The sequence below is a fragment of the Vibrio sp. Vb0304 genome (assembly GCF_033338995.1).
Taxonomy (GTDB): Bacteria; Pseudomonadota; Gammaproteobacteria; order Enterobacterales; family Vibrionaceae; genus Vibrio; species Vibrio alginolyticus.
Genome location: NZ_JAWOTT010000010.1, coordinates 102,468 through 128,441 on the forward strand (window position 1 = coordinate 102,468; position 25,974 = coordinate 128,441).

Sequence of the window (25,974 nt, forward strand, 5' to 3'; positions counted from 1 at the left end):
TTTGTCACGTCAAATGCATAAAATGCTCCATCTTGATTTTCAGATGCAGTAATTATTGATTAATTATTGAACGAAAAGAGAATTCTTCGTTTTGTAAATTTTCCTTAAAGATTTCAACTGCGGTGATCGTACTTATAGATATCATCACGGTAGTAAAGCGTTCCCTCTTCCAACCATGCTGTTTGATAAATGATGTGTACTTGAATGCGCTCTCCCAAAGGAACTGACGTGTTAGACCGACGAGAACTTTCTCGCTTTTTCGCTAAACGTTCTTCCAGCCCCTGAGTTTTGAACAGAAGTTCTGCTAACTGGTCTGCATGTTCTACACGAACACATCCTGAGCTGAATGCGCGTCTGTCCTGTTCAAACAAGTTCTTACTTGGCGTGTCATGCAAATAAATAGCTTGTGGGTTAGGCATATTGAACTTGTACAATCCCAGTGCATTTTGTAAGCCCGACGCCTGTCGCATACGATAAGGAAATGTTCTCGGATTCACCGTTGCCCAATTGATGGTTGTAGGGTCAATAATTTCGTTCGAAGTCCAAGACCGAATGATTTGAATGTTATGGTTAATCAAATACATCGGATTACGTTTTACTTTAGGAATAATGTCTTTAACCATGATAGTCCAAGGCACGTTCCAAGTTGGGTTGAGAATAACTGAATCCAATGCCACCGACATGATGGGTGTTTTTCTTGATGCTCTCCCTACCACAACTTTAGACTCAAACAAGGGTTGACCATCATGCCAATACGTGACTTCGTATCCAGGCACGTTAACAAAGACAACATTATCCCTTTCTTTCGACCAAATTCTTGAACGCTCAGAATTCAACGCCAGCAGATGCAATCGCTCTTGAGGAGAAAAGTTGATCCACCGAATGGTATTCGGGCCGATAACGCCATCTTCTTTCAAACCATGAATACGCTGGAACTCTTTTATCGCAAGCTCTAATTGTTCGTCATATTCTTCAGTGACTAAATCCAAGTAAGAAACATCTACGCCTACGATCTCCATTCGCTCAATCAATAGGGGTCTGTTTTCTAATATATCGCCAACACGTGCTAGCCCAGTTTGTTGATAGGCAGGATATTGGTACTGAGAATGTTCCGATAGCGAAGAATAGGCGGAGTAGAAAGCATCATCTGTTTGTAATGGAGACCGGAGACTTGCCAAAAACTGACCAAGTTTGCCAACCGTAATCTCATTACTCAGAACCGATAAAGTATCGATGCTAGGAGCGGGTAACGTAACATGGGCTTTGTCTGTAAATAGCCAATTAATCCCTTCTTCGGGGAGTTGCTCAAGATAACTAAGGTACATCAAGAGTGAATCTGTCATCACTAAATCGAAGTCGAGATTATCTCCCTGCCACCTTACTTGGTTTATCCGGTGAAGTTGATTTTCGAATTCATCGGTGACATCCGCAAGTGCAACCAGGTTTACTTGAAAAAGAAACTGCTCAATATCACTTTCATTTTCCCAGTTCAAACGGTAATTGGTGCTTTGATACAGTTGATCAATCACCTCTGGATAATGGATCATTTTTTCTACAGACAGCTTTTGTACCGCTCCCTCTTGCTCGACTTGCGCTGAAGCTTCGAGAGAAACGACGGTGGAAAAGCTGCAAAACGGCACCAGAAGTGCCGTCATGATTAAAACCCTAGCAAACACTGAAATGATCCTTGCGCTACTTGCCATAATAAAAAGTATGGCAAATATCTCACAGCTTGCAGGTTTAAAATTAAGAATCTGATGCCGAAAACGACAACAAAACTCTCTATAAGTAATTACTCAATGATCTTTCTAGATAATTCTCGACCAATGGTTGTCCCATTGCACTCCGCTTGCGAAGGTACTTTTTGACTCTTCAGGCCTTTGCTCTACCACTTTTCCCGCCCCAGAGCTGACTCGGAACTCATCGCCATAGACCACAACACCGGAGGCATCTGGTAACGCACTTAGCTCGACCAATTTGCCCGTAGATTTAGACCATATACCATAACAACTGCCCGGAGGCGAAGTGGCTAAGATCCATTCATCGGTTGCTGCAATACTCGCAACGTAGTGATTGAAACGCGCCCACTCTTCAGGCTCAGCTTGAAGATCTTGCATTTCACCACCACGCGTGTGCATGGCGATCAAGGCTGGATACTCATCCGGCTCACCACGATATTGCTGCCCACAAAGCACGGTTTCCGCACCATCATGGGCTAAGTGGCGAATACTCAACTTGTGATCCGGTAAAGAAACCTGATCCAGCAACGCACCATCTTGTGAAAGATAACTTAAGCTCGGTTTCATCGTTTCAAGGTTCAGTGGTTCACGGCCGTTGGTGTGTACGCCACCGACGCCAATCGCTAGTGCGCCGTCAGGCATCATGATCACTTCATGCGGGCCAAGGCCAAAACCTGTTAACTCATCGATTTTTTGATATTGCTTCTGCACATCATAAACACCAATGATCCCGCGACTTGTCCCCCTCTCCCCTTCTGTGGCAAATAGCAATGTGCCGTCATGGGAGTAAACGCCATGCCCATAGAAATGGCGATTTGGCTTTGCTAGTTGCAGTTTGATCATCTGCCCTGAGCGATAATCAAATACCATGAAGAAAGTACCTGGTCGACGACCAAAAACTACGGCGTGGCCTTGTTGGTTGGTTGCTACACCGTGACCACGCTCAGGAATCGGCAATGAAGATAGCGGCATACCATGCTCATCCGCTACCACCGCTGCATATTTATCTCGGCCAATGATAGAGCAGCCGATCAACGCAGGCTCACGTGAGCTTGTTGAAGCACAACCAAATGGCATCATAGGTGTAGCCGCCCCGAATAGAGCGGCTTTCAGTAAGTTTCGGCGGGTTTGATCAGTCACCATCGGTTGCATTAAATCCTATAACCACGCCAAGCTCGATCGCCACTTCTTCGTGAATCAGGTACTTCAATTGCTCTAGCTTATTGTACTGAGCGAGCACCATGCGATAGCCTTCTTTTGTTTGTAGTGCAGCAAACAAGCTCTTATCTTCTGGCCAAGTTTCTAACGCCATTTCAAACTGATGAACAACACGGTCTGCGAGATCTTCATGGCCTTGCTCTCTTAGTAGCGCATCTAGACCATTCCCGTTAGCAAAGTACAACGCTTCCATCCCTTGAAGGTTGGCTTTTAAGTTTGAAAGCGAGGTCTCTGAACGCCACGATTCTGAGAAATACGGGCGAGGCTTGCCAATCTTCGCTAGCGGTCGGCTCAACTTCTTCATGCTGTATTCAAGCTGATTCGAGAGCAGTGAAATGTACTCAGACTCCCATTCCGTCATCTCTAGCGATTTCCAAGGGTTCTCTGCCCAAGAATCCGCAATGATCTGCGCTTTGTTATCGAGGTTTTCTGCAATCGAAACGCCTGTCGCACAGGTATTGCTGTTGCTAGATAAGGTCGACGCTTTATCGTAAAGCAGCCATTCCAATGCACCTAAACCTTGCACGGTGACACTTTGGGTGGAGATATCTTCTGCACTCCAAGCTTGATCAGATTTCGTCAGTACAGACATTTTACGACCAGTGGTGTTCTTTTTATCTGGCCAAAACTGAACATTCCAGCTTTGCTCCAACGCCGTAGCAGGGCCACGTTCTTGACCTTGTAATGCCATCCACGCAAGCATAGTTTGATGCCATTGCTGTTTTACTTGTGCATCATCTTTCGACTCTGATGCGCAGTAATCTGCGAAGCGTTGTTCAAGTTCTGTGGTTTGCGCTAAAAACGTCTGAGCTGATTGAAACTCAACCTCGTACACGCTTTGAGAAATATGACTTGTACTCTCAGGCTTGGTTGAGCTCGAACCGACAGTCGATTGGCAACCAACCAAACTTAACGTTGCGGCAATCGCACTCACTAATAGTGTTTTTTTCATGGTTGCCTCCTTATAGAGAATTCAGAAACGCAATCAATGCGTCACGTTCTTTTTTGTTCAGTGCTAAGACGTTTTGTTTCGCTGTCTCCGCTTCGCCGCCGTGCCACAGCACCGCTTCCATCAGGTTACGAGCGCGGCCATCATGTAGAAAGTAAGTATGTCCGTTTACTTCTTCGGTATAACCAATGCCCCATAGCGGTGCCGTTCGCCATTCACGGCCGTTTGCTAAGTATTCCGGACGGTTATCGGCTAAGCCTTTACCCATGTCATGCAAAAGCATGTCTGTGTATGGGTGGATAAGCTGCTCAGAAAGCGCTGGTAACTCTGGTCGTTTCGCCGTTTTAACACTGGTCTTGTGGCAGCTTTCACAGCCAGACGCAGCAAAGATTTGCTGACCAAGTTTCACGTTAGGATCATTGACGTTACGGCGAATAGGTACGGCTAAGTGTTGGCTGTAAAACTCTACGAAGTCGAGAATATTTTCACTCACTTCAGGTTTGCCGCCATTTGGCATGTCGTCACAAATGCTTTGTTTCGAGGTACAGTTTTCATTTGGGAATAAATGGCTCGTAAGACCCACATCACCATTAAATGCTGCTGCATTTTGCTGCATTAGCGTCGGTTGTCCTGCTTTCCAGCCAAAGCGACCAATCGAGAAGTCGTCCTTCTCAATATCCCACACCTTATTTACTTTGCCTGAGATACCGTCTTTGTCGGCATCTTGTTCATCAGCCCAAGCAAGTAGCGTTTCGTCGGGAATACTCTCTAACAAACCAAGGCCGATCATTGGCGGTGCCACGCGTGCTGAGAACTCGGTATCTGGGTGCATATCGCCGTAACCCAGTTCGGTAATGTTCAAATGAGGTTTTCTTAGTGTCACCGTCGTACCGTCTTTAAATTTCACTGGGACATCGGTGTAAGTGATTTCGATTTTGCCTTCTGGCGTTTGATCTTGCAGGGCGAAATCTTGAAGCTGGTCACCATAAGTCGGCTCAGGTATGCCGCCATCTTTGATGTAAGCTTTCTTTTGTTCTGGCGTCATCGCAGGAATGCTTAAGCGCACTAACATAGACACGGCATGTAAATCATCTTTCTCTGGCGGATGACCACGACCGTCTTTGATGTGACAATTCTGACAACCATTGGTGTTAAAAAGCGGGCCTAAGCCATCACGAGCGTCTGTTGACGCTGGCGCTTGTACCCAAGGGTTGCGGAAAAAGCTGTTACCAACGCTAAAATCGAGGCGTTTGCTCATTGGCAAGTTAGCAGCAGGAAGAGAATAGGCATTCGCGCCGTCTTTTTTAACACTGGTTTTGCCACCAGACTTAACATCATAAGCCATGGCAGAAGAAGAAAGGATCGCGGCTAGCGCAGAAATTAGGTATGGCTTCATATCATTGCTCTACATAGACAACAAGGGTGATAACAACGAGCTCAAACGTCAAAAGGGCTCACAAAGAGCCCTTATTTATTATGGTTTTCTTATTAAAACTCGTGGTCAGCAGTATCAGGGCTTAGGCTGTCGATGCCGACAATGCTTGCCGCGCGCTCAATCGCACCGGTTTGTGCTACCAACGACATGATGGTGTCGTTTACTAGCGCGTTGCCTTGTGCGTTACCCGCTGCAATAAGTTGGTCAAAGTGCTGGTTGTTCTTCTCTGCAGAAGTCACTAGCTCACCAACTTGGCTACGTGTTGTATCAAACTGCTTTTGAATGTCGGTCGCGGCTTTCTTATCTTTTTGAGCAACAAGGTCAGCGATACTTGGACCAGATAGCTCTTTGCCGTTTACACCTTTGTATGTGCCTGTGTAAACGTTGTAGATGCCTTGCTCATTGTAGTAGTGAGAGTTGTGCGTGTTGTCTGAGAAACAATCGTGCTCGTCTTCAGTTGAGTTCGCTTCTAGTGCCACCTTCATGCGCTCACCCGCTAGCTCACCTAGAGAAAGAGAGCCCATGCCGAATAGCATCTTGCGTAGACCATTGTCAGCAGATTCGTTTAGTAGCTCTTCACGGTAGTTGCCTTTCACTTCAGCAGACCACTGCTTTTCCATCCACTCAAGGTCTTGAACCAGTAGATCAGCGGCCGCTTTTAGGTACTCACCACGACGGTCACAATGGCCATTCGTACACTCAGAACCCACAACGAAATCAGTGTAAGCGCGTTGACCTGCACCCGCGTTAGTACCGTTTAGGTCTTGACCCCAAAGTAAGAATTCAATCGCGTGGTAACCTGATGCAACGTTTGCCTCAGAACCACCTACTTCGTTTAAATCTGCTAGTAATTCTGGCGTAATTTTTGAAACGTCCAGTTTAGAAGCACCGATCTGTAGGCTAGTGTTCGCGATGATGTTGGCAGCCGCACCTTCGTTACCCAATTCGTATTGGTAATCAGCTGCTACGTAGTCAATCAGACCTTCATCAAGTGGCCATGCGTTCAGCTGACCTTCCCAATCATCAACAATCGCGTTACCAAAACGGAAAACTTCAGACTGTTGGTAAGGCACGCGAGAATCTAGCCAAGCTTGTTTTACTTCTTCAAGCTTTTTCGCTGATGGTGATTTTAGAAATTCGTCGATTTTTACGTCAAGCGCCTTCGCTGTTGTTACTGAATCAGCAAACACAGCATGGGCAACGTCCGCGTAATGTTCGACTACTTGTTGTTTAGTTACTGTGGCAGCAACGGTAGAACCACAGGCAATGAGGAGTGATGCAGCAATAGATTGGACTAAAACTTTTTTTGCATTCATCTGAAGCATCCTTGTTGAGCTTTTCAATTATCGTATTGGTAGTGCTAATTATTCTTATTTGCACTTTAGTCTCGAGATAATACAAATTTACAATTTATTTGCAACTCCAGATACAAAAAAACCTCATAAAAATGAGGTTTTTCACAGGCTTTATTGTCAGTTTTATCTTTAGGATTAAACCTTTAGGTCATGTTTTCCGTGAGAGACTTTTGCCTTCAGATAATTTTCGTTGCCATCTTTGATATGTGCAGAGGTATTGACAACCTCGCCAATTTCAATTCCGTACTCAGATAACTCACGAATTTTCTTAGGGTTGTTCGTCACGAGGCGGATCTTATTCACGCCTAAAGCTTCTAGCATTTGTGCTGCTTCTGTGAAATCACGCAGGTCATCATCAAAGCCCAAATGGTTGTTAGCTTCGTACGTGTTCATGCCCTGGCTTTGTAAGCGGTATGCATCGATCTTATTGTACAAACCAATACCACGACCTTCCTGACGGAGATACAGGATGATACCACCGGACTCGCCCATGCGATTGATCGTCTCTTCTAGTTGCTCACCACAGTCACAGCGTGAAGAGTGGAACACATCGCCTGTCAAACACTCAGAGTGCATACGAACTAAAGGCATGTCCTGAGTTTGGTCCGCTTGTTTAAAGATAATAGCAACATGCTCTTTGTCTGTCTTCAGACCATGGAAAGACAGAATTTCGGCATCAATGTTACTTTTTGCCCCGACTTTAAAATCTACTCTGGCACGTACTTCCGCCATATCTATACTCACTCGATTTATTGCTTGATGCGCTTGATGCGTTTTCGTTATTGCATTCATGGGATTTACTCGTTGCTCTTCAACTATGGGGACTGATACCGCATTTTGCAATATAGAGATCACAATTGAGGGCAGTTATCCACTCAAGACAGCAAAAGAGAACCACTCTCCAACTGAACAATTGTTATATTATAACAATTTAAAAAAACTACAATAAAAAACCCCAGACAAATTTTGTCTGGGGTTTCAAGAAGGTCGTTTGGTCTATCTTTTAATGGGTCTGACTGCGCTTCCAAACGGCGAGTTCAATCCAAACTGCTTCGAGTTCTTGGATTTCCTCGTCGGTCAACACGGCGAGCGTTGAAGTAACTTGAGGCAGGTTCGGTGATTGCAATGCACGAATCTGCGAATAGAAGTCTTTTTTAAGTTGTAATATAACTGAATCCACTGCGTGCACCTATTTCGTTCTTTTATTACTTATCCAGCTCAAAATTTTTATTTTCTTTATACTGGAAACTTCATAAATTCGGAAAAATGATAACATTCTGCTTGTTAAGTGCACAATTTATTTTTAATAGTGGAATAACGGTCACATTAATTACGCTTCACCATTCGGATCGAATATAAGACAAAAAAGATCAAAAATAGCACAGGAAAGATCCACAACAGCGCCGTGGAATAATTTAATGGTGGTTGATACAGAACAATATTCCCATAACGAGCAACTAGATAGTCCTTTATTTCTTGATCTGAGCTGCCTTCATTGGCCATCGTATACACTTTCAACCTCAGGTCTTTAGCCGCTTGTGCATTAGACTCGACAAGGTTTTGGTTTTGACACTGCGGGCAGCGTAAGGTCTTGGCTAACGAGGTTGCACGCTGTTGCACTTCAACAGAATGAAATTCAAACAGATCAACATTCTGTTCTATATCCGCACTTCTCGTGAAAGGAGAAAATAGTATAAATAGGATTAAAGTGAGGAGAAGATTATTAAATCGAAACATTCAAGTATCCTGAAAATATATCGTTCCATTTATCTGCCGTTAGCTCCCCACGATATTTGATCAATATACGACCATTTTGATCAATCAAGTAAGTTTCCGGCGTTCCGATAACACCTAGCTCCACAGCAAGCTTTCCATTAGGGTCACTAATTACTTCAATATATGGATTTCGTTTAGAGCTCAAATATTCACGAGCGGCTTGTTTTTGATCTCTATAATTCAGCCCAATAATAGGCACACCGAGTTCTGCTAACTGCAATAACTCTTCATGCTCTCGTTTGCATACTCCGCACCAAGATGCCCAAACATTCAATAATTTATATCCGTCGCTTTTGAACAACTGCTCAGAAACCATGTCATCAGAGATCAGAGAAGTAGAGCGAAAATTAGGTGTCTCTAAATTTCGTTGTGGGGACAATTCAACATGTGGTCGCTCAGACAAAGCCACCGCAGTTACTACAGCAAACACGGCAACAGCCACAAACAGACCTGCGAGTTTAAGCGTATTTCTCGATCGCATTGATAGCCTCTCTCCTTTTCTTTAGGCCGGTTAATAGCGCACCAAACACAGCTAGTAGCCCGCCAGACCATATCCACCAAATACCTGCGCGGTACTGAACTTTAATCGCATAAGCATGAGTATCGACTTTGTCACCCAATGTCACGTAATAATCGCCATGCCATAGTGAACGAATCGCAGGCTCGGTCATATTCATCACTCGCACAGGGTAATGACGCTTTTGCGGGTTGAAATTGAGCATGCGGCCATCTTCCAAGTGCAAGGTGATCTGTCCTTGTTCCGCGGTGTAGTTTGGCCCCACCAGCCATTCGATACCATGATAATCGATAGTGATCCCCGCCCTTTGTTGAGAACTGCCGGGTTCGACACGTAAATTGTGTTCATATGAGTAGTGACTGTTGAATACAGCTCCACTCACCGCCAGCGCAAAACCGATATGTGCCATCACGATTGGCATGAGTTTGCGCTTATTGGAACAACGAAACAGCATAACGAGATGCGCCACAATCACCCAAGTAGCCAATATTATGGTTAGCAATACTTCGAAATGCAGTACGTTCACTGAGAACATAAACCCGATCCCAGAGACTATAGATAACGCAATACTAATCGCGATATCAGTGCTTCCACTCGGAACTGCGCCTTTTGTCCATTTCAGCACTGGCATGAATGCTAAGGCAATCAGAGCCAGTATGCTTAATGGAAAGGTCAGACTATTAAAGTAAGGTGCGCCAACCGAAATGTTCCCTAAGCCGAGCAGTTGATAAACCATCGGATAAAAAGTGCCAAGAAAAACGATGGCAGTCGCAATAACCAGCAGCCCTTTGGCGATATAAGCAGTGTAAGCTTGGCTCGCTAGAGATTGAAGTTTGAAACGAGGGAGTTGTTCTCCTCGCAAAATCAGTACGCCAAAAGTGATAATGACAAGCAAGCTCAATACACCAATCAGCACCAAACCTTTAGTTGGGTCCACCGCAAAAGCGTGCACTGAAGTCAGCACGCCAGAGCGCACCACGAATGTCCCTAAAGTGCTTAGGCTGAACGTAGCAAACGCCAGTGCATAGGTGCTCCAAATTGCGCCTCTGTTACGTGTTGCGACAACACCGCTGTGCAACAAAGCAGTACCAGTAAGCCAAGGGAGTAGAGAAGCGTTCTCCACAGGGTCCCAAAACCACCAGCCGCCCCACCCTAGCTCATTGTACGCCCACCATGATCCCACCAAGATACCCAACGTGAGCGTTCCCCATGCAAAAAACGCTGCGCTTCGAGCAACCACATACCAATCGCTCATCGGTTGTTTACCCAATAGCGCTGCTAATGCAAAAGCTAATATTGCTGCGTAACCGACATAACCGAGATAAAGCAATGGTGGATGAATGATAAGCCCAACATCTTGCAACATTGGGTTTAGATCTCGTCCTTCCGACGCCAATACTTGGGCATACTCGAACGGGTTAGAGGTCATTAACGTGAACCAAGCAAATGTCGCAATAAGAAGGTTCATGATTCCTAAACAGTCACAAGTATATTGGGCGTTGAGCGGTGACTTAAATGCAATAAACGACGCCCATAAACTCAAGGTGACGACCCAAAACAACATGGAGCCTTGGTGCCCGCCCCAAGCGGCAGCAATCTTGAATGCTACGGGAAGTTGACTGTTGGAATGCGTAACAACATATTCCAACGCGAAGTTGTCTTGCACGAAGCAGACGATCAGAAGTGCTAAACAAATGAAGGAAGCTAAGCTAATGATGTGGGACATCGCGACTTGATGCGGCAATGTCGCCTTCTTACTCATAGCACGACGTAGCCAATGCAGCAACGATGCACAAGTCGATGTTACAGCCACCAATATCAGTAAGAAGAACCCTAGCTCAGCTTCCATTTATCCCCCTTACACTACGGTCATTTGACCGGCATAGAGAATGAAAGTACGCAGCATAAGTACGCCAACCAAGCTCAACGTCGTGACCACAAAAACGTAACTGCCTTTGTGGCGCACTTCAGAAGGCGTCAACCAATTGAGAGTCAAAGGCGTAATCATGCCGATGAACACTACCCCAACCCAGAACCATTGAGCCCAGAATCCACTCGAAATTGCATTCCAAGCCGCGACTTCGTTCTGACCACCGCTGAAGATCAATCCAGTAAAGAAGGTCACTAAGACAAACAACTCAAACAACACTACTGGGCGTTCAAATCCGTGCACCCAAGATACACTTGGGCTGCTGGTCGACTCTTTAAACACCAAGATGCCGAACATCAAGCATGCCGCTGCGCCCGAGGACAAACTAGAGAACAGGAACAAGATTGGCAGTACTGGATTGTTTAGCATTGGATAAGTCTTCAACGCAGACAATAGAAAGCCAGTGTACGCTGCAAGTACGATGGCTAAGAAGCCCAAGAACAATTCAATGGCGTTGTTGGCTTTCCCCGCCTTAATCAAAATGCCATCGGCAAAATCCAGCAGTTTGCTTGGTAACTTCCCTTCACAGAAGCTGATGATTTGATGGCGGAAGATAACGCCAATCCAAACAAACAACACGATCATGTACACTTGGAACAAGATCACGCCCATCGACATCACAGACGTTGGGTTGTAGTAGATCATGATCTTCCAAAACTCTAAAGGCTTGGTTAAATGGAAAATCAAAATTACCAACCCAGCAATGATGCCAAATGGTGCGAGCCAAGCCATCGCTTTCATGATGCCGTTTTTTGCGGGATCACCTTCAATCACTTTGCGTTTTAAATAGATTGAAATCATCACCGTACCCGCTGACATCCCAGCAAGGAATAAGTAAATCGCGATGATCCAATCCCAGACTAACGAGTCAAAGTGGAATGCACTTTCGAAGCCGTTCATGATGACACCTCCCCTTTGCTATGCGGAATTTTGTACAGTTTAGGTTGCGTACCTAAATGCGATTTATCGCGATAGACAACATGGCTTTCGATAGCTTTGCTCACCTCGCTAGTTGGGTCATTCAAATCACCAAAGATGAGTGCTTTTGTTGGGCAAGATTCCACGCAAGCTGGCTGCTTACCTTGCGCTAGGTTGGTATCACGGCAGAAGTTACATTTATCCGCAGAGTGATCGGCTGGATTAAAGAAGCGCACTTGGTAAGGGCAAGCAGCAAGGCAATAACCACATCCGACACATTTCTCTTTGTGTACATCCACGATGCCTGTCGCTTCATCTTTGTATGCAGCGCCTGTTGGACAAACGTACACACATGGTGGGTTATCACAGTGCTGACAGGATTCGCGAGTAAACTGGTATTCCACATCTGGAAATTCGCCAATCGGTTCACTGCGATGAATTTTAAGTCGCGTTACGCCTTCAGGGACTTTATTTACTTCGCGACAAGCATCGGTACAAGCGGTACAGCCAATACAGGCATTTTCATCGTGAACCATACCCATGCGTTTCGCTTGTTCACTGTTGCTGGCATAAAGAGAGGAGCTAACAACGGAAGTGCCTGCAACGCCTGTAGTTAAAATCAACGCGCCGCTGCCGGCTAAAAAGTTTCTTCTCGAACATTTCATGCTATCTATCCTCTTCTTTGGCAAGTTCAGGTTCGACGGCAAATTCAGAGTGACAATCCACACACTGCTTGATCAGTTGTTTTCTGTCGTACGACAACGCTTTGGTTTTCGCTGCGTGTACATCGTGGCAATTTGAACAAGTGAGGTTTTTGGCGTGCACATCGTGCGTCCAGTGGCTCTCTCTCAGTTGTGTCGGTGCATGGCAATCCACACATTGGCTGTTGGCTTTAAGAATCATACTTGGATCAAGGAACACTTTGTCGTGTACCTCTTTCGATTGCGCGGCAGAAAACTTAATCACATCAGGTGCACCTTCACGATGGTCGGGACCAATGTTGCTATGGCAGTTAGTGCAATTAAGTTGCTTCCCTTGGCTGAGTAGAGCTTGCGAATCATGCGATAAGTTCAGAGTCTCTTTTGCATCCTTATGACATTGCAGGCACTTGTAGTCACGGTCACGGATCAACTCGACTTGATGACGCTCAGCTTGAGCACCTTCAATCGGCTCTGAAGAAGTCGCATGGGCGGCGATGGAGAAACCATAGATGGCAAAGACGAAGAGAAGTTTCAGCATTGTCTCTATGGTCAATTTTATATTGCCCATATTGTTCTTTCCTTAGCTCGATAATAATTGATAACTATTCTCAATTATTTATTTGAGCGACAATTAATTTCCTCTGAAGATATTTTTTAGATCTTCAAATGACATCAATTCTTATTTCGGAAAGCCACAACGCTAAACCTATATTTATAATACCTCTATTATTCATAAGGGGTAGAAACGCCTGCTCAAAAAGCGAACTAAATCACCCTATATTTAAAAAGGTTAAAAACTCAAAGCATTGCACAACAATGACTTAACAGATACCACTTTAGAGGTATATAAATTCAAATATGACTGAGATCACTGGTGTAAATTGATCTAAAACAAGACAAGATTCACTCTCTATTTCATCTATCCAATTAAGCAATATTATTAATCGTAGATCTCCAGTTCTTATTTGGAATAGCTCCTCACAACGCTGCTAATAAAAACGAATATGGAGATAACACTGTGAGCATAAAACACTGGATGAGCGCACCTATTGCGGTTGCGACCTTATTCGCCAGCCAATTATTTTTGGTTGGCGCTCCGTTAGCGGCAGAAGAGAAGGATTTTATCGATCCTCGTAACGATGTCTTTGAACAGAACCACCCTGATCAATACCATTCTTGGAAAGCAACATCCGAAAGTGAGCACATAGAAGATGCTCTAAGTGAAGACCCAAACATGGTGATCTTATGGGCTGGCTACGGCTTCGCGAAAGACTACAACAAAGCGCGCGGTCACTTTTACGCACTTGATGATGTTCGCCAAACCTTACGTACCGGTTCACCAACCGACGAGAAGTCCGGGCCTATGCCAATGGCCTGTTGGAGCTGTAAAAGCCCAGACGTTGCTCGCGTGATTGATGAACGTGGTGAAGACGGTTATTTCGAAGGTAAATGGGCACGCTTAGGCTCAGAAATCGTCAACCCTATCGGTTGTTCCGATTGCCACAACACAGGCTCTGAAGCCTTCAAGAAAGGCGAACCTGCGCTAGCACTGACTCGCCCATACGTCGAGCGTGCTTTTGATACTATTGGTAAAAACTTTGATGAACAGTCTCGCCTAGATAAGCAAGCATCGGTCTGCGCTCAATGTCACGTTGAATACTACTTCACCGGCCCAACTAAAGCGGTTAAATTCCCATGGGATATGGGCACCACCGTTAATGACATGGAGAAATACTACGACGCGTTGAATTTCAAAGATTGGACGCATGCCGTATCTAAAGCGCCGATGCTAAAAGCGCAACATCCAGGTTTCGAAACTTGGAGAGCGGGTATTCATGGTAAAAACAAAGTGGTGTGTGTGGACTGCCACATGCCTAAAGTGACCAAAGAAGACGGTACGGTGTACACAGACCACAAAGTGGGTAACCCATTTGATCGTTTTGAAGACACCTGTGCGCAATGCCATACCCAAACTAAAGAGCAGCTACAAGGCATCGTTTCGACTCGCAAAGCGCAAGTATTGAACATGAAGCTAACCGCTGAGAAGCAAATCGTAGCGGCACACTTTGAAGCAGGCGCAGCGTGGAAAGCAGGTGCAACAGAAGCAGAGATGGAACCTATCCTACAAGATATTCGCCACACACAATGGCGTTGGGACTACGCGATTGCTTCTCACGGTGTCCACATGCATGCTCCTGAGGTAGCACTAGAAGTACTTGGTACTGCAGTTGACCGCGCTGCTGACGCCCGTACCAAGTTGGTTCGCTTACTGGCAACCAAAGGCATTACTGACCCTGTTCAAATTCCAGATATCTCGACCAAAGCGAAAGCACAGCAAGCACTGGGCATGGATATGGATAAGATGAACGCAGACAAGAAACACTTCCTAGAAACGGTGGCACCAGAATGGGATAAAGCAGCAGCTGAACGCGAAGCCACATATTAGTCTAACTTGCAGAGGTTAGTTTATAGATACAACAAGGGGCGTACTGAACGCCCCTTTTTTTTGTTTATTTGTTTCTTTGTTATCTTTATTTCTTCATCCCCGATTCTATCGAGAGACAAAATCGAACGTACTAGCGACGAGGAAGCCTCGGTCTAGGCTGAATATTTGGACGTGCTTTAGGTATCTGCACATTTGGACGAGCAACTGGACGCTGGATCTTCGTTTCCGGTAATGCTTTTCTTTGTTGAACCTTTTCTTTTACCGCTTTGTCTTGTAAAGTCGCTGGCTCAATACGTTCCGGACGATTCTCCCATTTGGTTTTAATCTCTTGCTTTTGCTCGTCAGGCAATGATTGCCAATGATCGTCGAGTTGGCGTTTCATGTTATCGATATTGGCGGACATATCATCGTCTTTCCAATCTTCGACTTTGTCTTTGATGGATTGCTGTTGGTCTTCATCTAAACCATTCCACCACTCTTCCAGTTTCTCTTTGTATTCATCGTCGTTATCGCAACAGCCCGGATAGTAATAAATCCAGTAGTCGTCATGATCGTACCACCACGGATCGTAATAACCCGATGAATAATAAACCATAGAGGAAGAGCCAGAATGATCGGAAGAGCTACAACCCGCCAGCACAGAGCCGCACAGCAAAACCAATATGCTTAGTGCTTTATTTTTCATTCGTTGCCCACCTTTCTCTCTATTGCTTGTTAAATTGTACGCTTACAATAGCTCTTTTGCTTTGTTAATAGAGTTAATGATTTGCACCCTATCTAAATTTGGATCATTAGAATCTAATAATATTACCCAGGCATCAATCGCTTCCTGAAATCGGAATGACAGAAAATGATCATTTGCGATCAAAGACAAAGCGGCTTCATTGTGCGGTTCTATCTGCAAAGCTTGCTCCAAAAGCAAGCTAACTTCTTGCGTCATTGATTGCTGGTGAATGTAGTACAAGGTAGTCGCCTTTGCAGCAAGTTGCGTGGCACTGACTGGCTCAGTCAGTTGGATCGCGTAATCAAAACAAATCAACGCACCGTCAAATTCACCCTCTAGCAGGTAGCCCTGCCCGAGTTGGAACCACAATTCAGCGTTGTTCGGATCTTCACGCAACTGGTCTTGAATCTCTTTCATGATGTCACGAGCAGTCATCATTCGTGACATTTCCGCGTGTATTGGTTTAGGCGGTGTTTGATGAAGCAATAAGAAACTGGCACTCGTCACGACAAGTACTAACAGGCAAAAGCCAAACCATTGAGCAGGTTTAGCTTTTGATGCACTCAGTGATAAGAGTACGATAAACAACCCCATCAGAGTGATGGCAGCGAAAAACCAAACAGACATAACACGTCCTGTAAACAAAGATAACGTCAGTGTACGCATTTCTTACTTTAAATGCGTTGATACAGATACAAAAAAAGCCGAGCAACTAAGGGCTCGGCTTTTCATATCAGGATAACGATGTAAGATTACTCTTCGTTACCTTCCTCTGCATCATCAGCAGCTGGAGCGTCTTGCTGCGTATTTTCATCTGTTGACTCTAACGCTTCTGCATCTTCATCAGCAGGCAGCTCTTCATCATCAACTTCTTCAATACGTTGCAAACCAACAACTGATTCATCTTCCGCAGTACGGATAAGCGTTACACCTTGTGTGTTACGACCAACTTGGCTAACTTCACCCACACGAGTGCGTACTAACGTGCCAGCGTCGGTGATCATCATCATTTCATCACCTTCAACAACCTGGATAGCACCAACTACCGGGCCATTTCGCTCAGAAACTTTGATAGAAACTACACCTTGAGTGCCACGACCTTTTGTCGGGTACTCGCTAAGTGCTGTACGTTTACCATAACCGTTTTCTGTAACCGTTAGGATATCGCCTTCGTGCGAAGGAACAATAAGTGATACAACTTGGTCATTTTCAGCCAGTTTCATACCACGAACACCAGAGGCGGTACGACCCATAGGACGAACACCTTTAAACTTGATCTCTGGCTGACCATTCTCATCAAGAACTGGTTTACCATTTTCATCAAGTACTGGAATCTCTTCTGCTTCTTTAAAGCGAACCACTTTACCCGCTTTAGAGAACAGCATGATTTCGTTTTCGCCGTTAGTGATATCCACACCGATTAACGAATCGTCTTCACGTAGGTTCACAGCGATTAGGCCGTTTGAACGTACGTTTGCAAACTGGTTCAACGGCGTTTTCTTAACCGTACCGTCACCTGTTGCCATGAAGATGAATTTGTCTTCAGAGAATTCATCAACACGTAGAATCGCGGTAATGCGCTCACCTTCTTCTAATGGAAGGATGTTCACAATTGGCTTACCACGCGCAGTACGGCTCGCTAGAGGCAATTGGTAAACTTTCAGGCGGTATGTCTTACCACGAGTAGAGAAACACAAGATGTTATCGTGGGTATTCGCCACTAGAAGACGCTCGATATGGTCTTCATCTTTCATCTTAGTCGCACTCTTACCTTTACCACCACGGCGCTGTGACTCGTAGTCGCTCAGTACTTGGTACTTAACGTAACCACCGTGAGATAGAGTAACCACAACGTCTTCACGTGCGATCAGCTCTTCCATGTCAATATCATGGCTCGCAGCTGTGATTTCTGTACGACGAGCGTCACCAAAGCCGTCACGAACCGCTTCAAGTTCTTCACGGATCACTTCCATCAAACGCTCAGTGCTCGCAAGGATATGCATGAGTTCAGCGATTTCTTCTAGAAGTGTTTTGTATTCGCCAAGAATCTTCTCGTGTTCTAGACCTGTTAGTTTATGTAAACGTAGATCTAGGATAGCTTGTGCTTGTTGCTCAGTCAGGAAGTACTGACCATCACGAATACCATATTCAGGCTCTAGCCATTCAGGGCGCGCAGCATCTGTACCAGCACGCTCTAGCATTGCTGAAACGTTGCCTAAATCCCAACCACGAGCGATAAGACCCGCTTTTGCTTCAGCCGGTGTAGGTGCCTTACGGATAAGCTCAATGATTTCATCAATGTTAGCAAGCGCTAGAGCTAAACCTTCAAGGATATGAGCACGTTCACGCGCTTTACGCAGTTCGAAGATAGTACGACGTGTCACAACTTCACGACGGTGATCAACGAAGCACTTCAGCATATCTTTTAGGTTGAATAGCTGTGGCTGGCCATTGTTTAGGGCCACCATGTTGATACCGAAAGTGGTTTGCAGCTGAGTCTGAGCGTAAAGGTTGTTTAGAACTACTTCGCCCACAGCATCGCGCTTACACTCAATAACAATGCGCATACCGTCTTTATCTGACTCGTCGCGCAGTGCACTGATGCCTTCTACTTTCTTATCTTTAACTAGCTCAGCGATCTTTTCGATCAAGCGAGCTTTGTTCACCTGGTAAGGAATTTCAGTGACGATAATGGTCTCTTTACCATTCTTCTCCACTTCGATGTCCGCTTTCGAACGCATGTAGATTTTGCCACGACCTGTTTTGTACGCGTCTACAATGCCTTTACGACCGCTGATAAGCGCCGCCGTTGGGAAATCAGGACCAGGAATGTAATCCATTAGTTCATCAATAGTGATTTCTTCATTATTGATGTATGCAAGACAGCCATCAATCACTTCGCCAAGGTTATGAGGCGGGATGTTGGTTGCCATACCTACTGCGATACCAGAAGCACCGTTAACCAATAGGTTTGGAATTTTAGTTGGAAGAACCGCTGGGATCTGCTCAGTACCGTCGTAGTTTGGTACGTAGTCTACGGTTTCTTTGTCTAGGTCAGCCAATAATTCATGGGCAATTTTTGCCATTCGAACTTCGGTGTAACGCATTGCCGCAGCAGAGTCGCCATCGATCGAGCCAAAGTTACCTTGACCATCGACCAGCATGTAACGAAGCGAGAACGGCTGAGCCATACGTACGATTGTGTCGTACACAGCACTATCACCATGTGGGTGGTATTTACCGATTACGTCGCCGACAACACGGGCTGATTTTTTATATGGTTTGTTCCAATCGTTGCCTAGTACGTTCATCGCGAATAAAACGCGGCGGTGTACTGGTTTTAGGCCATCACGCACATCTGGAAGAGCACGACCCACGATGACTGACATCGCATAGTCTAGGTATGAACCTCTAAGCTCATCTTCAATGTTTACGGGCGTGATCTCTTTAGCTAAATCGCTCATAGAGCCATTATCCCTCTATTATCTGATCGTAATTACGATACGTGTAAGGTGCAAAAATATAACACACAATTCATCACTTCGGCATCACTTTCCCTCTCCTTTTATCAGGTTGTGAGCTTGGTTATGAATCAAATGTCGAGAATTTGCACACTCATCCCATATCTTTCTGATTAGTGGTTATATTTCGGTCAATATTGAGCAAAATCGGACTCTTTACGCGGAAAAGCGAGGTAAATTCCTTTAACCACACAACGCGAAAATACAGGTTTTAGAGTTATTGTCACTGGCACCAGTTCAAGGATGAAGCAAAAACAATAGTTAGCGCTTTACAAATTACAGGCACCTGTCTCGATTGCCGCGCCAGTGAACTCTGTCATTGTCCCTTAACTAAGCACATCGAGGTTGTTTGGGTGTAAAACGTTGGAGTATACTGGCGCCCTCTAAAGGACTCAGATTGAATGCAATAAAACCAATTATGACTAAAGCACAAAACGTCGACCCAAGTGAAATTAAGAAATTCGAGGACATGGCTTCTCGATGGTGGGATTTAGAAGGCGAGTTTAAGCCGCTTCATCAAATTAACCCACTTCGTTTGAACTATGTACTTGAAAAAGCAAATGGCTTGTTTGGCAAGCGAGCACTTGATGTCGGCTGTGGTGGTGGCATTCTTGCTGAAAGCATGGCAAAAGAAGGCGCTATTGTGACGGGGCTTGATATGGGTAAAGAACCATTAGAAGTCGCGCGACTACATGCATTAGAAACAGGCACTCAACTGACCTACATTCAGAGCACAATAGAAGACCACGCTATAGAAAACGCAGGAACTTACGATGTCGTGACTTGTATGGAGATGCTTGAACACGTTCCAGATCCTCTCTCCGTTATCCGCTCTTGTGCTGCGCTAGTCAAACCCGGTGGTCACGTGTTTTTCTCAACTTTGAACCGAAACATTAAGTCGTACTTATTTGCTATTGTCGGTGCTGAGAAGCTTCTTAAGATTGTTCCTGAAGGCACTCATGAGCACGATAAGTTTATCAAGCCAGCCGAAATGATGAAGATGATAGACCAAACTGACCTGACGGAAATGGGCATTACTGGGCTTCATTACAACCCTCTAAATGACAGCTACAAACTCGGTCGTAATGTAGATGTAAACTACATCGTTCATACTAAAAAATACTGAACGCTATTAAGTTAAAAAATGAGTTTTGTGATTGACATTTTTTAAAGAAAATGAATCGGAAGCGGTAGCACAAAGTTGCCGCTTTTTTTGTCTTTTTATGGCTAAAATTCGTGCTCTAGATTCCATTTTGACCAAGCCATTTTTCGCAGATAAAAACGGCCAAAGATCAAGGAAAATATTTTTGCATGCGGTTATTTCTAAACCGATCTCGAAACCGTACTTTTAACCATTCAAGTCAGCCCTTTTCTCATCGGTTAGTGTTCACTTACTGATTTTTTTCATTTTGTCAGTTATCCACAAGTCATCCAAGATCTGTACCTTGATAAATCAGTGTAATAGCACTATCTTGTAACCCGCAAACAAATGAACCCCTATATGTTGTGTTTAAGCGACAATATATAGATAGACTTTGATCACAAAGCCGCCGCAAGCTTTACTCATATTGCACATAAACAAACAAAAATACGGCTTTTATCAGTTTTCTTAGGGAAATAAAGCAGAATGAACCAACAACTTACCGTCACCAAGCGTGATGGCCGTAAAGAAAGTATCGATCTGGATAAAATCCACCGCGTTATCACTTGGGCTGCAGAAGGTCTAGATAATGTTTCGGTTTCTCAAGTAGAACTTCGCGCTCACATCCAGTTTTACGACGGCATCACAACGACAGATATTCACGAGACAATCATCAAGTCTGCGGCAGACCTGATCTCTGAAGAGACTCCGGATTACCAATACCTAGCTGCTCGCCTAGCGGTATTCCATCTGCGTAAAAAAGCGTATGGCCAATACGAGCCACCAACGCTTTATGATCACGTGTCTCGCCTCGTCGATATGGGTAAGTACGATCAACATATTCTAGAAGACTACACAAAAGCAGAACTCGACGAACTTGATGCGTACCTCGACCATAAACGCGACCTAAACTTCTCATACGCGGCAGTTAAGCAGCTAGAGGGTAAGTACTTCGTACAGAACCGTGTTACGGGCCAAATTTACGAAAGTGCTCAGTTCTTATACATCCTTGTAGCAGCGTGCTTATTTGCGAAATATCCAAAAGCGACACGTCTTGATTACATCAAACGTTTCTACGATGCGACATCGACATTTAAGATTTCTCTACCTACGCCAATTATGTCTGGCGTGCGTACCCCTACTCGCCAGTTCAGCTCATGTGTTCTGATCGAGTGTGGAGACAGTCTTGATTCTATTAACGCAACAGCAAGCTCAATTGTTCGTTATGTATCTCAGCGCGCTGGTATTGGTATCAACGCAGGTCGTATCCGTGCATTAGGCTCAGAGATTCGCGGTGGTGAAGCATTCCACACTGGTTGTATTCCGTTCTACAAGTACTTCCAAACAGCAGTAAAATGTTGTTCACAAGGTGGTGTACGTGGTGGCGCAGCTACTGTTTTCTACCCAATGTGGCACGGTGAAGCACGCTCACTAATGGTACTTAAGAACAACCGTGGTGTTGAAGAAAACCGTGTTCGTCACATGGACTACGGTGTTCAGTTAAACAAACTGATGTACCAACGTTTAGTTGAAGGCGGCAATATTACGCTATTCTCACCATCTGATGTACCTGGTCTGTACGACGCATTCTTCGAAAACCAAGAAGAGTTTGAGCGTCTATACGTGAAGTACGAGAACGATCCTTCAATCAAGAAAGAAACGGTTAAAGCGATTGAAATGTTCACTCTGCTAATGCAAGAGCGTGCATCAACGGGTCGTATCTACATCCAGAACGTGGACCACTGTAATACTCACAGCCCATTTGATTCTGAAGTTGCTCCAGTTCGTCAGTCGAACCTATGTTTAGAAATCGCACTACCAACGAAACCATTAACTAACGTTGAAGATGACTCAGGCGAGATCGCACTGTGTACGCTTTCTGCATTCAACTTAGGTGCTATCAAGTCTCTAGATGATTTCGAAGAGCTATCCGATCTTGTTGTTCGTGCGTTAGATGCACTGCTTGATTACCAAGATTACCCTCTACCAGCGGCATACAAATCGACTATGAACCGTCGTACGCTAGGTGTTGGTGTGATTAACTTTGCTTACTACTTAGCGAAGAATGGCGTGAAATACTCTGACGGTAGCGCGAACGGCCTAACTCACCGTACGTTCGAAGCAATGCAGTACTACCTATTGAAAGCATCTGTAGCACTGGCGAAAGAGCAAGGTAAGTGTCCTTCATTCGACGAGACGAACTACGCGAAAGGCTTACTGCCGATTGATACGTATAAGAAAGATATCGATCTAATTTGTGACGAAGCGCTGCACTACGACTGGGACAGCCTACGTAAAGAAATTATGGAGCACGGCCTACGTAACTCAACACTGACTGCACTAATGCCTTCTGAGACTTCTTCTCAGATTTCAAACGCAACTAACGGTATTGAGCCACCACGTGGTTACGTTTCAGTAAAAGCTTCGAAAGACGGTATCCTGAAGCAAGTTGTACCAGAGTTCACAGAACTTAAAGACAGCTATGAACTGCTTTGGAATATCGGTTCGAACGACGGTTATCTACACCTTGTGGGTATTATGCAGAAGTTTGTTGACCAAGCTATCTCTGCTAATACTAACTACGACCCGTCACGTTACGAGACTGGCAAGGTTCCAATGAAGAAACTACTTCAAGACCTGCTAACAGCGTATAAGTTTGGTGTGAAAACGCTTTACTACCACAACACTCGTGATGGCGCGAAAGATGAACAGAAAGACGCTGTTCAACCACAAGATGACGATTGTGCTGGCGGCGGTTGTAAGATTTAATCTTCCCGTACCTAGCGAACCCGTAAAGACAGACTATCGATAACCTCCCCCTTACGGGGAGGTTTAAAAGGAATTGAGGCATTATGGCTTACAGTACTTTTAACCAAAAAAAGAATGACCAATTGAAGGAACCAATGTTCCTAGGTCAATCAGTAAACGTTGCACGTTACGACCAACAAAAGTTTGAGATTTTCGAAAAACTTATCGAGAAACAACTTTCTTTCTTCTGGCGTCCAGAAGAAGTAGACGTATCTAGCGACCGTATCGATTACAACAAACTGCCAGATCACGAGAAGCACATCTTCATCTCTAACTTGAAGTACCAAACGCTTCTTGACTCTATCCAAGGCCGCAGCCCTAACGTGGCACTGCTGCCGCTTGTGTCTCTGCCAGAACTAGAGACTTGGATTGAGACTTGGTCTTTCTCTGAAACGATTCACTCTCGTTCTTACACACACATTATTCGTAACATCGTGAACGACCCTGCTGTAGTGTTTGATGATATCGTTGAGAACGAGCACATTCTGAAGCGTGCAAAAGACATCGCGCACTACTACGACGATTTGATTCAAGCGACGAATGATTACCATCGCTACGGTGAAGGTGAGCATGTCCTTAACGGTGAAACGGTTAAGGTTAGTCTGTACGATCTTAAGAAGAAGCTGTACATCTGTCTGATGTCTGTTAACGCATTAGAAGCTATTCGTTTTTACGTAAGTTTCGCATGCTCTTTCGCTTTCGCAGAACGCGAACTAATGGAAGGTAACGCGAAAATCATCAAGCTGATCGCTCGTGACGAAGCACTTCACTTAAACGGCACGCAGCACATGATCAACCTGCTACGTAACGGTCAAGATGACTTCACTTTCATGCAAATCGCAGAAGAGGCAAAACAGGACTGTTTTGACCTATTCAAAGAAGCGGCTGAGCAAGAAAAAGAGTGGGCAGAGTATCTATTCAAAGATGGCTCTATGATCGGTCTAAACAAAGACATCCTAAGCCAATACGTTGAATACATCACAAATATTCGTATGCAAGCGGTAGGTCTACCAGCAGCGTATCCAGAAGCAACAACTAACCCAATTCCATGGATTAACGCTTGGTTGTCTTCAGATAACGTTCAAGTTGCGCCTCAAGAAGCAGAAATCTCTTCTTACCTTGTGGGTCAAATTGACAATGAAGTTCGCGCAGATGACTTCGAAGGATTCGAGCTGTAATGGCAACACTCAAAATCAACAAACTGATCAGCATTGAATCCAACCCTTCCAATACGATTTTGGAAACAATGGAGCAAGCTGGCCTATTACCAGAATACAACTGCCGTGATGGGCACTGCGGCGCCTGTCGCTGCAAATTGGAGTCTGGTGAAGTGGAGTATGTTGGTTTTGCCATGGCTTACACACAAAGTGATGAAATATTACCTTGTATCTGTAAAGCAAAATCAGATTTGTCACTTAGCGGCGTTAACTACGCGATGAAAGAAAAGCAGCGCGCATAACGTTGACTCGACGGTATAAAATGCAAAAGCCAAGGTAATCACCTTGGCTTTTTTGTCTCTGTGTTTTGTCTCTCAGACTACTGTATAGAGCTTTGGTTATAAAGCACTGCTCGGGAGGTGCATCTCTTTAACTTTCTCTAAAAATGCATAATGCGCAAACATCGGTTTACGTTCTAGGTGGCGACGCAACAAGTCTAGTGCTGCCGTGCTGATCACTTTAACTTGATCATTGCGCTGATACTTTTTCGAGAGTTTATATAACGCTCCCCACTCGCCTGACGGTGTCGATAAAGCGACGGAAAAAACGCCCTCTTCAATATGGCCAGTAACGAGTGATAAATCCGTCCCACACTTCTCTCGCGTAGCGCCAGCCAGAGCAAACGTCTCTGCTAATGGATCTCCGCTGTTGGCCATCGCTTGAGTCAGGCTCGGTAGTATCCAACCATGCCCTAGTTGCTTTTCAGCGTTTTCATCGCCGTTTAGCCAGTACGTTAAGTATCCTCCGCTACTTTTTTCGGAGGTCGACACCGTTAGTCCTTTATCGACCAACAACTGGCCGACATTTTCAACCATAGGTAAGTCAATACTAACGGTATTACTCTCAAGGTGTTTATTAATTATCTGTACTAGTTTCAAACGCTGTTCAATCTGATCTGAAGGACCAAAAAGTTTCACTTCAATAAAAGGCAAGTAAGAGCGATACCCTAGCTCATAGCCTTGAGGAAGTTTTAGCTGATCTAGCTTATCTGAAATACCGGATTCAGATAGACCAAACGTGTAGATTCGACTACAACATGAGCCTTGAACATCTGGAAACACTCTTCTCAGATCGGGAAGAATTTGCGTCTCTGCCATGAGCTTAAATTCACTTGGTACCCCCGGTGTGAAATAAAAAATGGCATCATTAATCAGCACTTTGAAACCGCAAGCAGTGCCTATCGGGTTGTCCAATATCTCTGCTGTTTCTGGCAGCATCGCTTGCTTTAAATTACTGTCCGGCATAGGGATGCCACGTCGAGCATACAAACTTTCTAGATGCTGCAACCACTCTTTGAATAGCACCAGTTTACAATCGGCGGCTCTCGCGGCGGCGGCAGCACTCATGTCATCCGTTGTAGGGCCTAAACCACCATTAACAATAACCACATCGTTGTTAAAACTGAGCATTAAAAACTCTTCAACCAAACTCGATAGGCTATCGCCAACCGTTGAGCGCTTTGTTAAGCCAAATCCATGTTGATAAAACAGGCTAGACAACCATGCCGCATTAGTATCAACAATATCACCGTGGAGGACTTCCTCACCAGTACTAAGCATTGCTATTTTCACAACTGACT

At 44.8% G+C, this 25,974-nt stretch carries 22 protein-coding genes; 5 read left to right on the top strand and 17 right to left on the bottom strand.

Translation table 11 applies throughout. From position 1 onward, the window contains the following. Positions 1-113 precede the first annotated feature (113 nt). The 13 genes from R7P35_RS14000 to nrfB all read right to left on the bottom strand — a co-directional run bounded on the left by R7P35_RS14000 (position 114) and on the right by nrfB (position 13,106). A complete protein-coding gene (locus tag R7P35_RS14000) occupies positions 114-1,655 on the bottom strand; it encodes a L,D-transpeptidase family protein (protein ID WP_005376852.1) in 1,542 nt (513 codons plus the stop codon). A gap of 153 nt (positions 1,656-1,808) precedes the next feature. Further along, positions 1,809-2,891, bottom strand: coding sequence for a DUF1513 domain-containing protein (locus tag R7P35_RS14005; RefSeq protein ID WP_017820460.1), 1,083 nt, complete (start codon positions 2,889-2,891; stop codon positions 1,809-1,811). Then, positions 2,872-3,909 (bottom strand): imelysin family protein, encoded by a 1,038-nt coding sequence (locus R7P35_RS14010; RefSeq protein ID WP_054574736.1) that lies wholly within the window; start codon positions 3,907-3,909, stop codon positions 2,872-2,874. Before R7P35_RS14010 ends, R7P35_RS14005 begins: the two co-directional genes overlap by 20 nt. Before the next feature lie 10 nt (positions 3,910-3,919). Next, positions 3,920-5,302 carry a di-heme oxidoredictase family protein gene (locus tag R7P35_RS14015; RefSeq protein ID WP_213904848.1) on the bottom strand — a complete coding sequence of 461 codons (1,383 nt, stop codon included), beginning with the start codon at positions 5,300-5,302 and terminating at the stop codon, positions 3,920-3,922. Between the two features lie 92 nt (positions 5,303-5,394). Beyond that, entirely contained in the window at positions 5,395-6,657 is a 1,263-nt protein-coding gene (locus R7P35_RS14020) for an imelysin family protein (RefSeq protein WP_172563565.1), read from the bottom strand. A gap of 174 nt (positions 6,658-6,831) precedes the next feature. Then, positions 6,832-7,428: a GTP cyclohydrolase II gene (locus R7P35_RS14025; protein WP_025767283.1), complete on the bottom strand. Its 597-nt coding sequence runs from the start codon at positions 7,426-7,428 to the stop codon at positions 6,832-6,834. A 271-nt stretch (positions 7,429-7,699) separates the two neighbouring features. Beyond that, the gene (locus tag R7P35_RS14030; RefSeq protein WP_020480909.1) at positions 7,700-7,876 is read right to left on the bottom strand and encodes a hypothetical protein; all 177 of its coding nucleotides are present in this window, start codon (positions 7,874-7,876) and stop codon (positions 7,700-7,702) included. Positions 7,877-8,022: 146 nt separating this feature from the next. Then, positions 8,023-8,433: a heme lyase NrfEFG subunit NrfF gene (gene nrfF / locus R7P35_RS14035; protein WP_025767282.1), complete on the bottom strand. Its 411-nt coding sequence runs from the start codon at positions 8,431-8,433 to the stop codon at positions 8,023-8,025. Further along, a complete protein-coding gene (locus tag R7P35_RS14040; RefSeq protein WP_172563564.1) occupies positions 8,420-8,953 on the bottom strand; it encodes a DsbE family thiol:disulfide interchange protein in 534 nt (177 codons plus the stop codon). Before R7P35_RS14040 ends, nrfF begins: the two co-directional genes overlap by 14 nt. Beyond that, on the bottom strand, positions 8,931-10,838 hold the full coding sequence (locus R7P35_RS14045) for a heme lyase CcmF/NrfE family subunit (RefSeq protein ID WP_172563563.1): 1,908 nt from the start codon (positions 10,836-10,838) through the stop codon (positions 8,931-8,933). The genes R7P35_RS14040 and R7P35_RS14045 overlap by 23 nt, the downstream gene beginning before the upstream one ends. A gap of 9 nt (positions 10,839-10,847) precedes the next feature. Then, positions 10,848-11,819, bottom strand: coding sequence for a cytochrome c nitrite reductase subunit NrfD (nrfD, locus tag R7P35_RS14050; RefSeq protein ID WP_203345913.1), 972 nt, complete (start codon positions 11,817-11,819; stop codon positions 10,848-10,850). Next, the gene (gene nrfC, locus R7P35_RS14055) at positions 11,816-12,502 is read right to left on the bottom strand and encodes a cytochrome c nitrite reductase Fe-S protein (protein ID WP_033905654.1); all 687 of its coding nucleotides are present in this window, start codon (positions 12,500-12,502) and stop codon (positions 11,816-11,818) included. Before nrfC ends, nrfD begins: the two co-directional genes overlap by 4 nt. Before the next feature lies 1 nt (position 12,503). After that, on the bottom strand, positions 12,504-13,106 hold the full coding sequence (gene nrfB / locus R7P35_RS14060) for a cytochrome c nitrite reductase pentaheme subunit (RefSeq protein ID WP_047103261.1): 603 nt from the start codon (positions 13,104-13,106) through the stop codon (positions 12,504-12,506). Positions 13,107-13,556: 450 nt separating this feature from the next. Between nrfB and nrfA the strand changes: the two genes are divergently transcribed. Further along, a complete protein-coding gene (nrfA, locus tag R7P35_RS14065; RefSeq protein WP_318092230.1) occupies positions 13,557-14,984 on the top strand; it encodes an ammonia-forming nitrite reductase cytochrome c552 subunit in 1,428 nt (475 codons plus the stop codon). Positions 14,985-15,114: 130 nt separating this feature from the next. Here nrfA and R7P35_RS14070 read toward each other — a convergent pair whose 3' ends face one another. The 3 genes from R7P35_RS14070 to gyrA all read right to left on the bottom strand — a co-directional run bounded on the left by R7P35_RS14070 (position 15,115) and on the right by gyrA (position 19,172). After that, entirely contained in the window at positions 15,115-15,669 is a 555-nt protein-coding gene (locus R7P35_RS14070; RefSeq protein WP_047103266.1) for a hypothetical protein, read from the bottom strand. A gap of 42 nt (positions 15,670-15,711) precedes the next feature. Continuing rightward, positions 15,712-16,335 (bottom strand): tetratricopeptide repeat protein, encoded by a 624-nt coding sequence (locus R7P35_RS14075; RefSeq protein WP_025767276.1) that lies wholly within the window; start codon positions 16,333-16,335, stop codon positions 15,712-15,714. Positions 16,336-16,460: 125 nt separating this feature from the next. Next, on the bottom strand, positions 16,461-19,172 hold the full coding sequence (gyrA, locus tag R7P35_RS14080) for a DNA topoisomerase (ATP-hydrolyzing) subunit A (protein ID WP_017636128.1): 2,712 nt from the start codon (positions 19,170-19,172) through the stop codon (positions 16,461-16,463). Positions 19,173-19,647: 475 nt separating this feature from the next. Between gyrA and ubiG the strand changes: the two genes are divergently transcribed. From ubiG to yfaE, 4 genes are all read left to right on the top strand, one after another. Then, on the top strand, positions 19,648-20,355 hold the full coding sequence (ubiG, locus tag R7P35_RS14085) for a bifunctional 2-polyprenyl-6-hydroxyphenol methylase/3-demethylubiquinol 3-O-methyltransferase UbiG (protein WP_005376820.1): 708 nt from the start codon (positions 19,648-19,650) through the stop codon (positions 20,353-20,355). Between the two features lie 501 nt (positions 20,356-20,856). After that, entirely contained in the window at positions 20,857-23,139 is a 2,283-nt protein-coding gene (gene nrdA / locus R7P35_RS14090; protein ID WP_005376819.1) for a class 1a ribonucleoside-diphosphate reductase subunit alpha, read from the top strand. A gap of 83 nt (positions 23,140-23,222) precedes the next feature. Then, positions 23,223-24,356 (top strand): class Ia ribonucleoside-diphosphate reductase subunit beta, encoded by a 1,134-nt coding sequence (nrdB, locus tag R7P35_RS14095; protein WP_005376818.1) that lies wholly within the window; start codon positions 23,223-23,225, stop codon positions 24,354-24,356. Continuing rightward, positions 24,356-24,637: a class I ribonucleotide reductase maintenance protein YfaE gene (yfaE, locus tag R7P35_RS14100; protein ID WP_005376817.1), complete on the top strand. Its 282-nt coding sequence runs from the start codon at positions 24,356-24,358 to the stop codon at positions 24,635-24,637. Before nrdB ends, yfaE begins: the two co-directional genes overlap by 1 nt. A gap of 96 nt (positions 24,638-24,733) precedes the next feature. On the opposite strand, the gene R7P35_RS14105 is transcribed toward yfaE, so the two are convergent. After that, a complete protein-coding gene (locus R7P35_RS14105) occupies positions 24,734-25,966 on the bottom strand; it encodes a CinA family nicotinamide mononucleotide deamidase-related protein (RefSeq protein ID WP_138940449.1) in 1,233 nt (410 codons plus the stop codon). Positions 25,967-25,974: the final 8 nt, after the last annotated feature.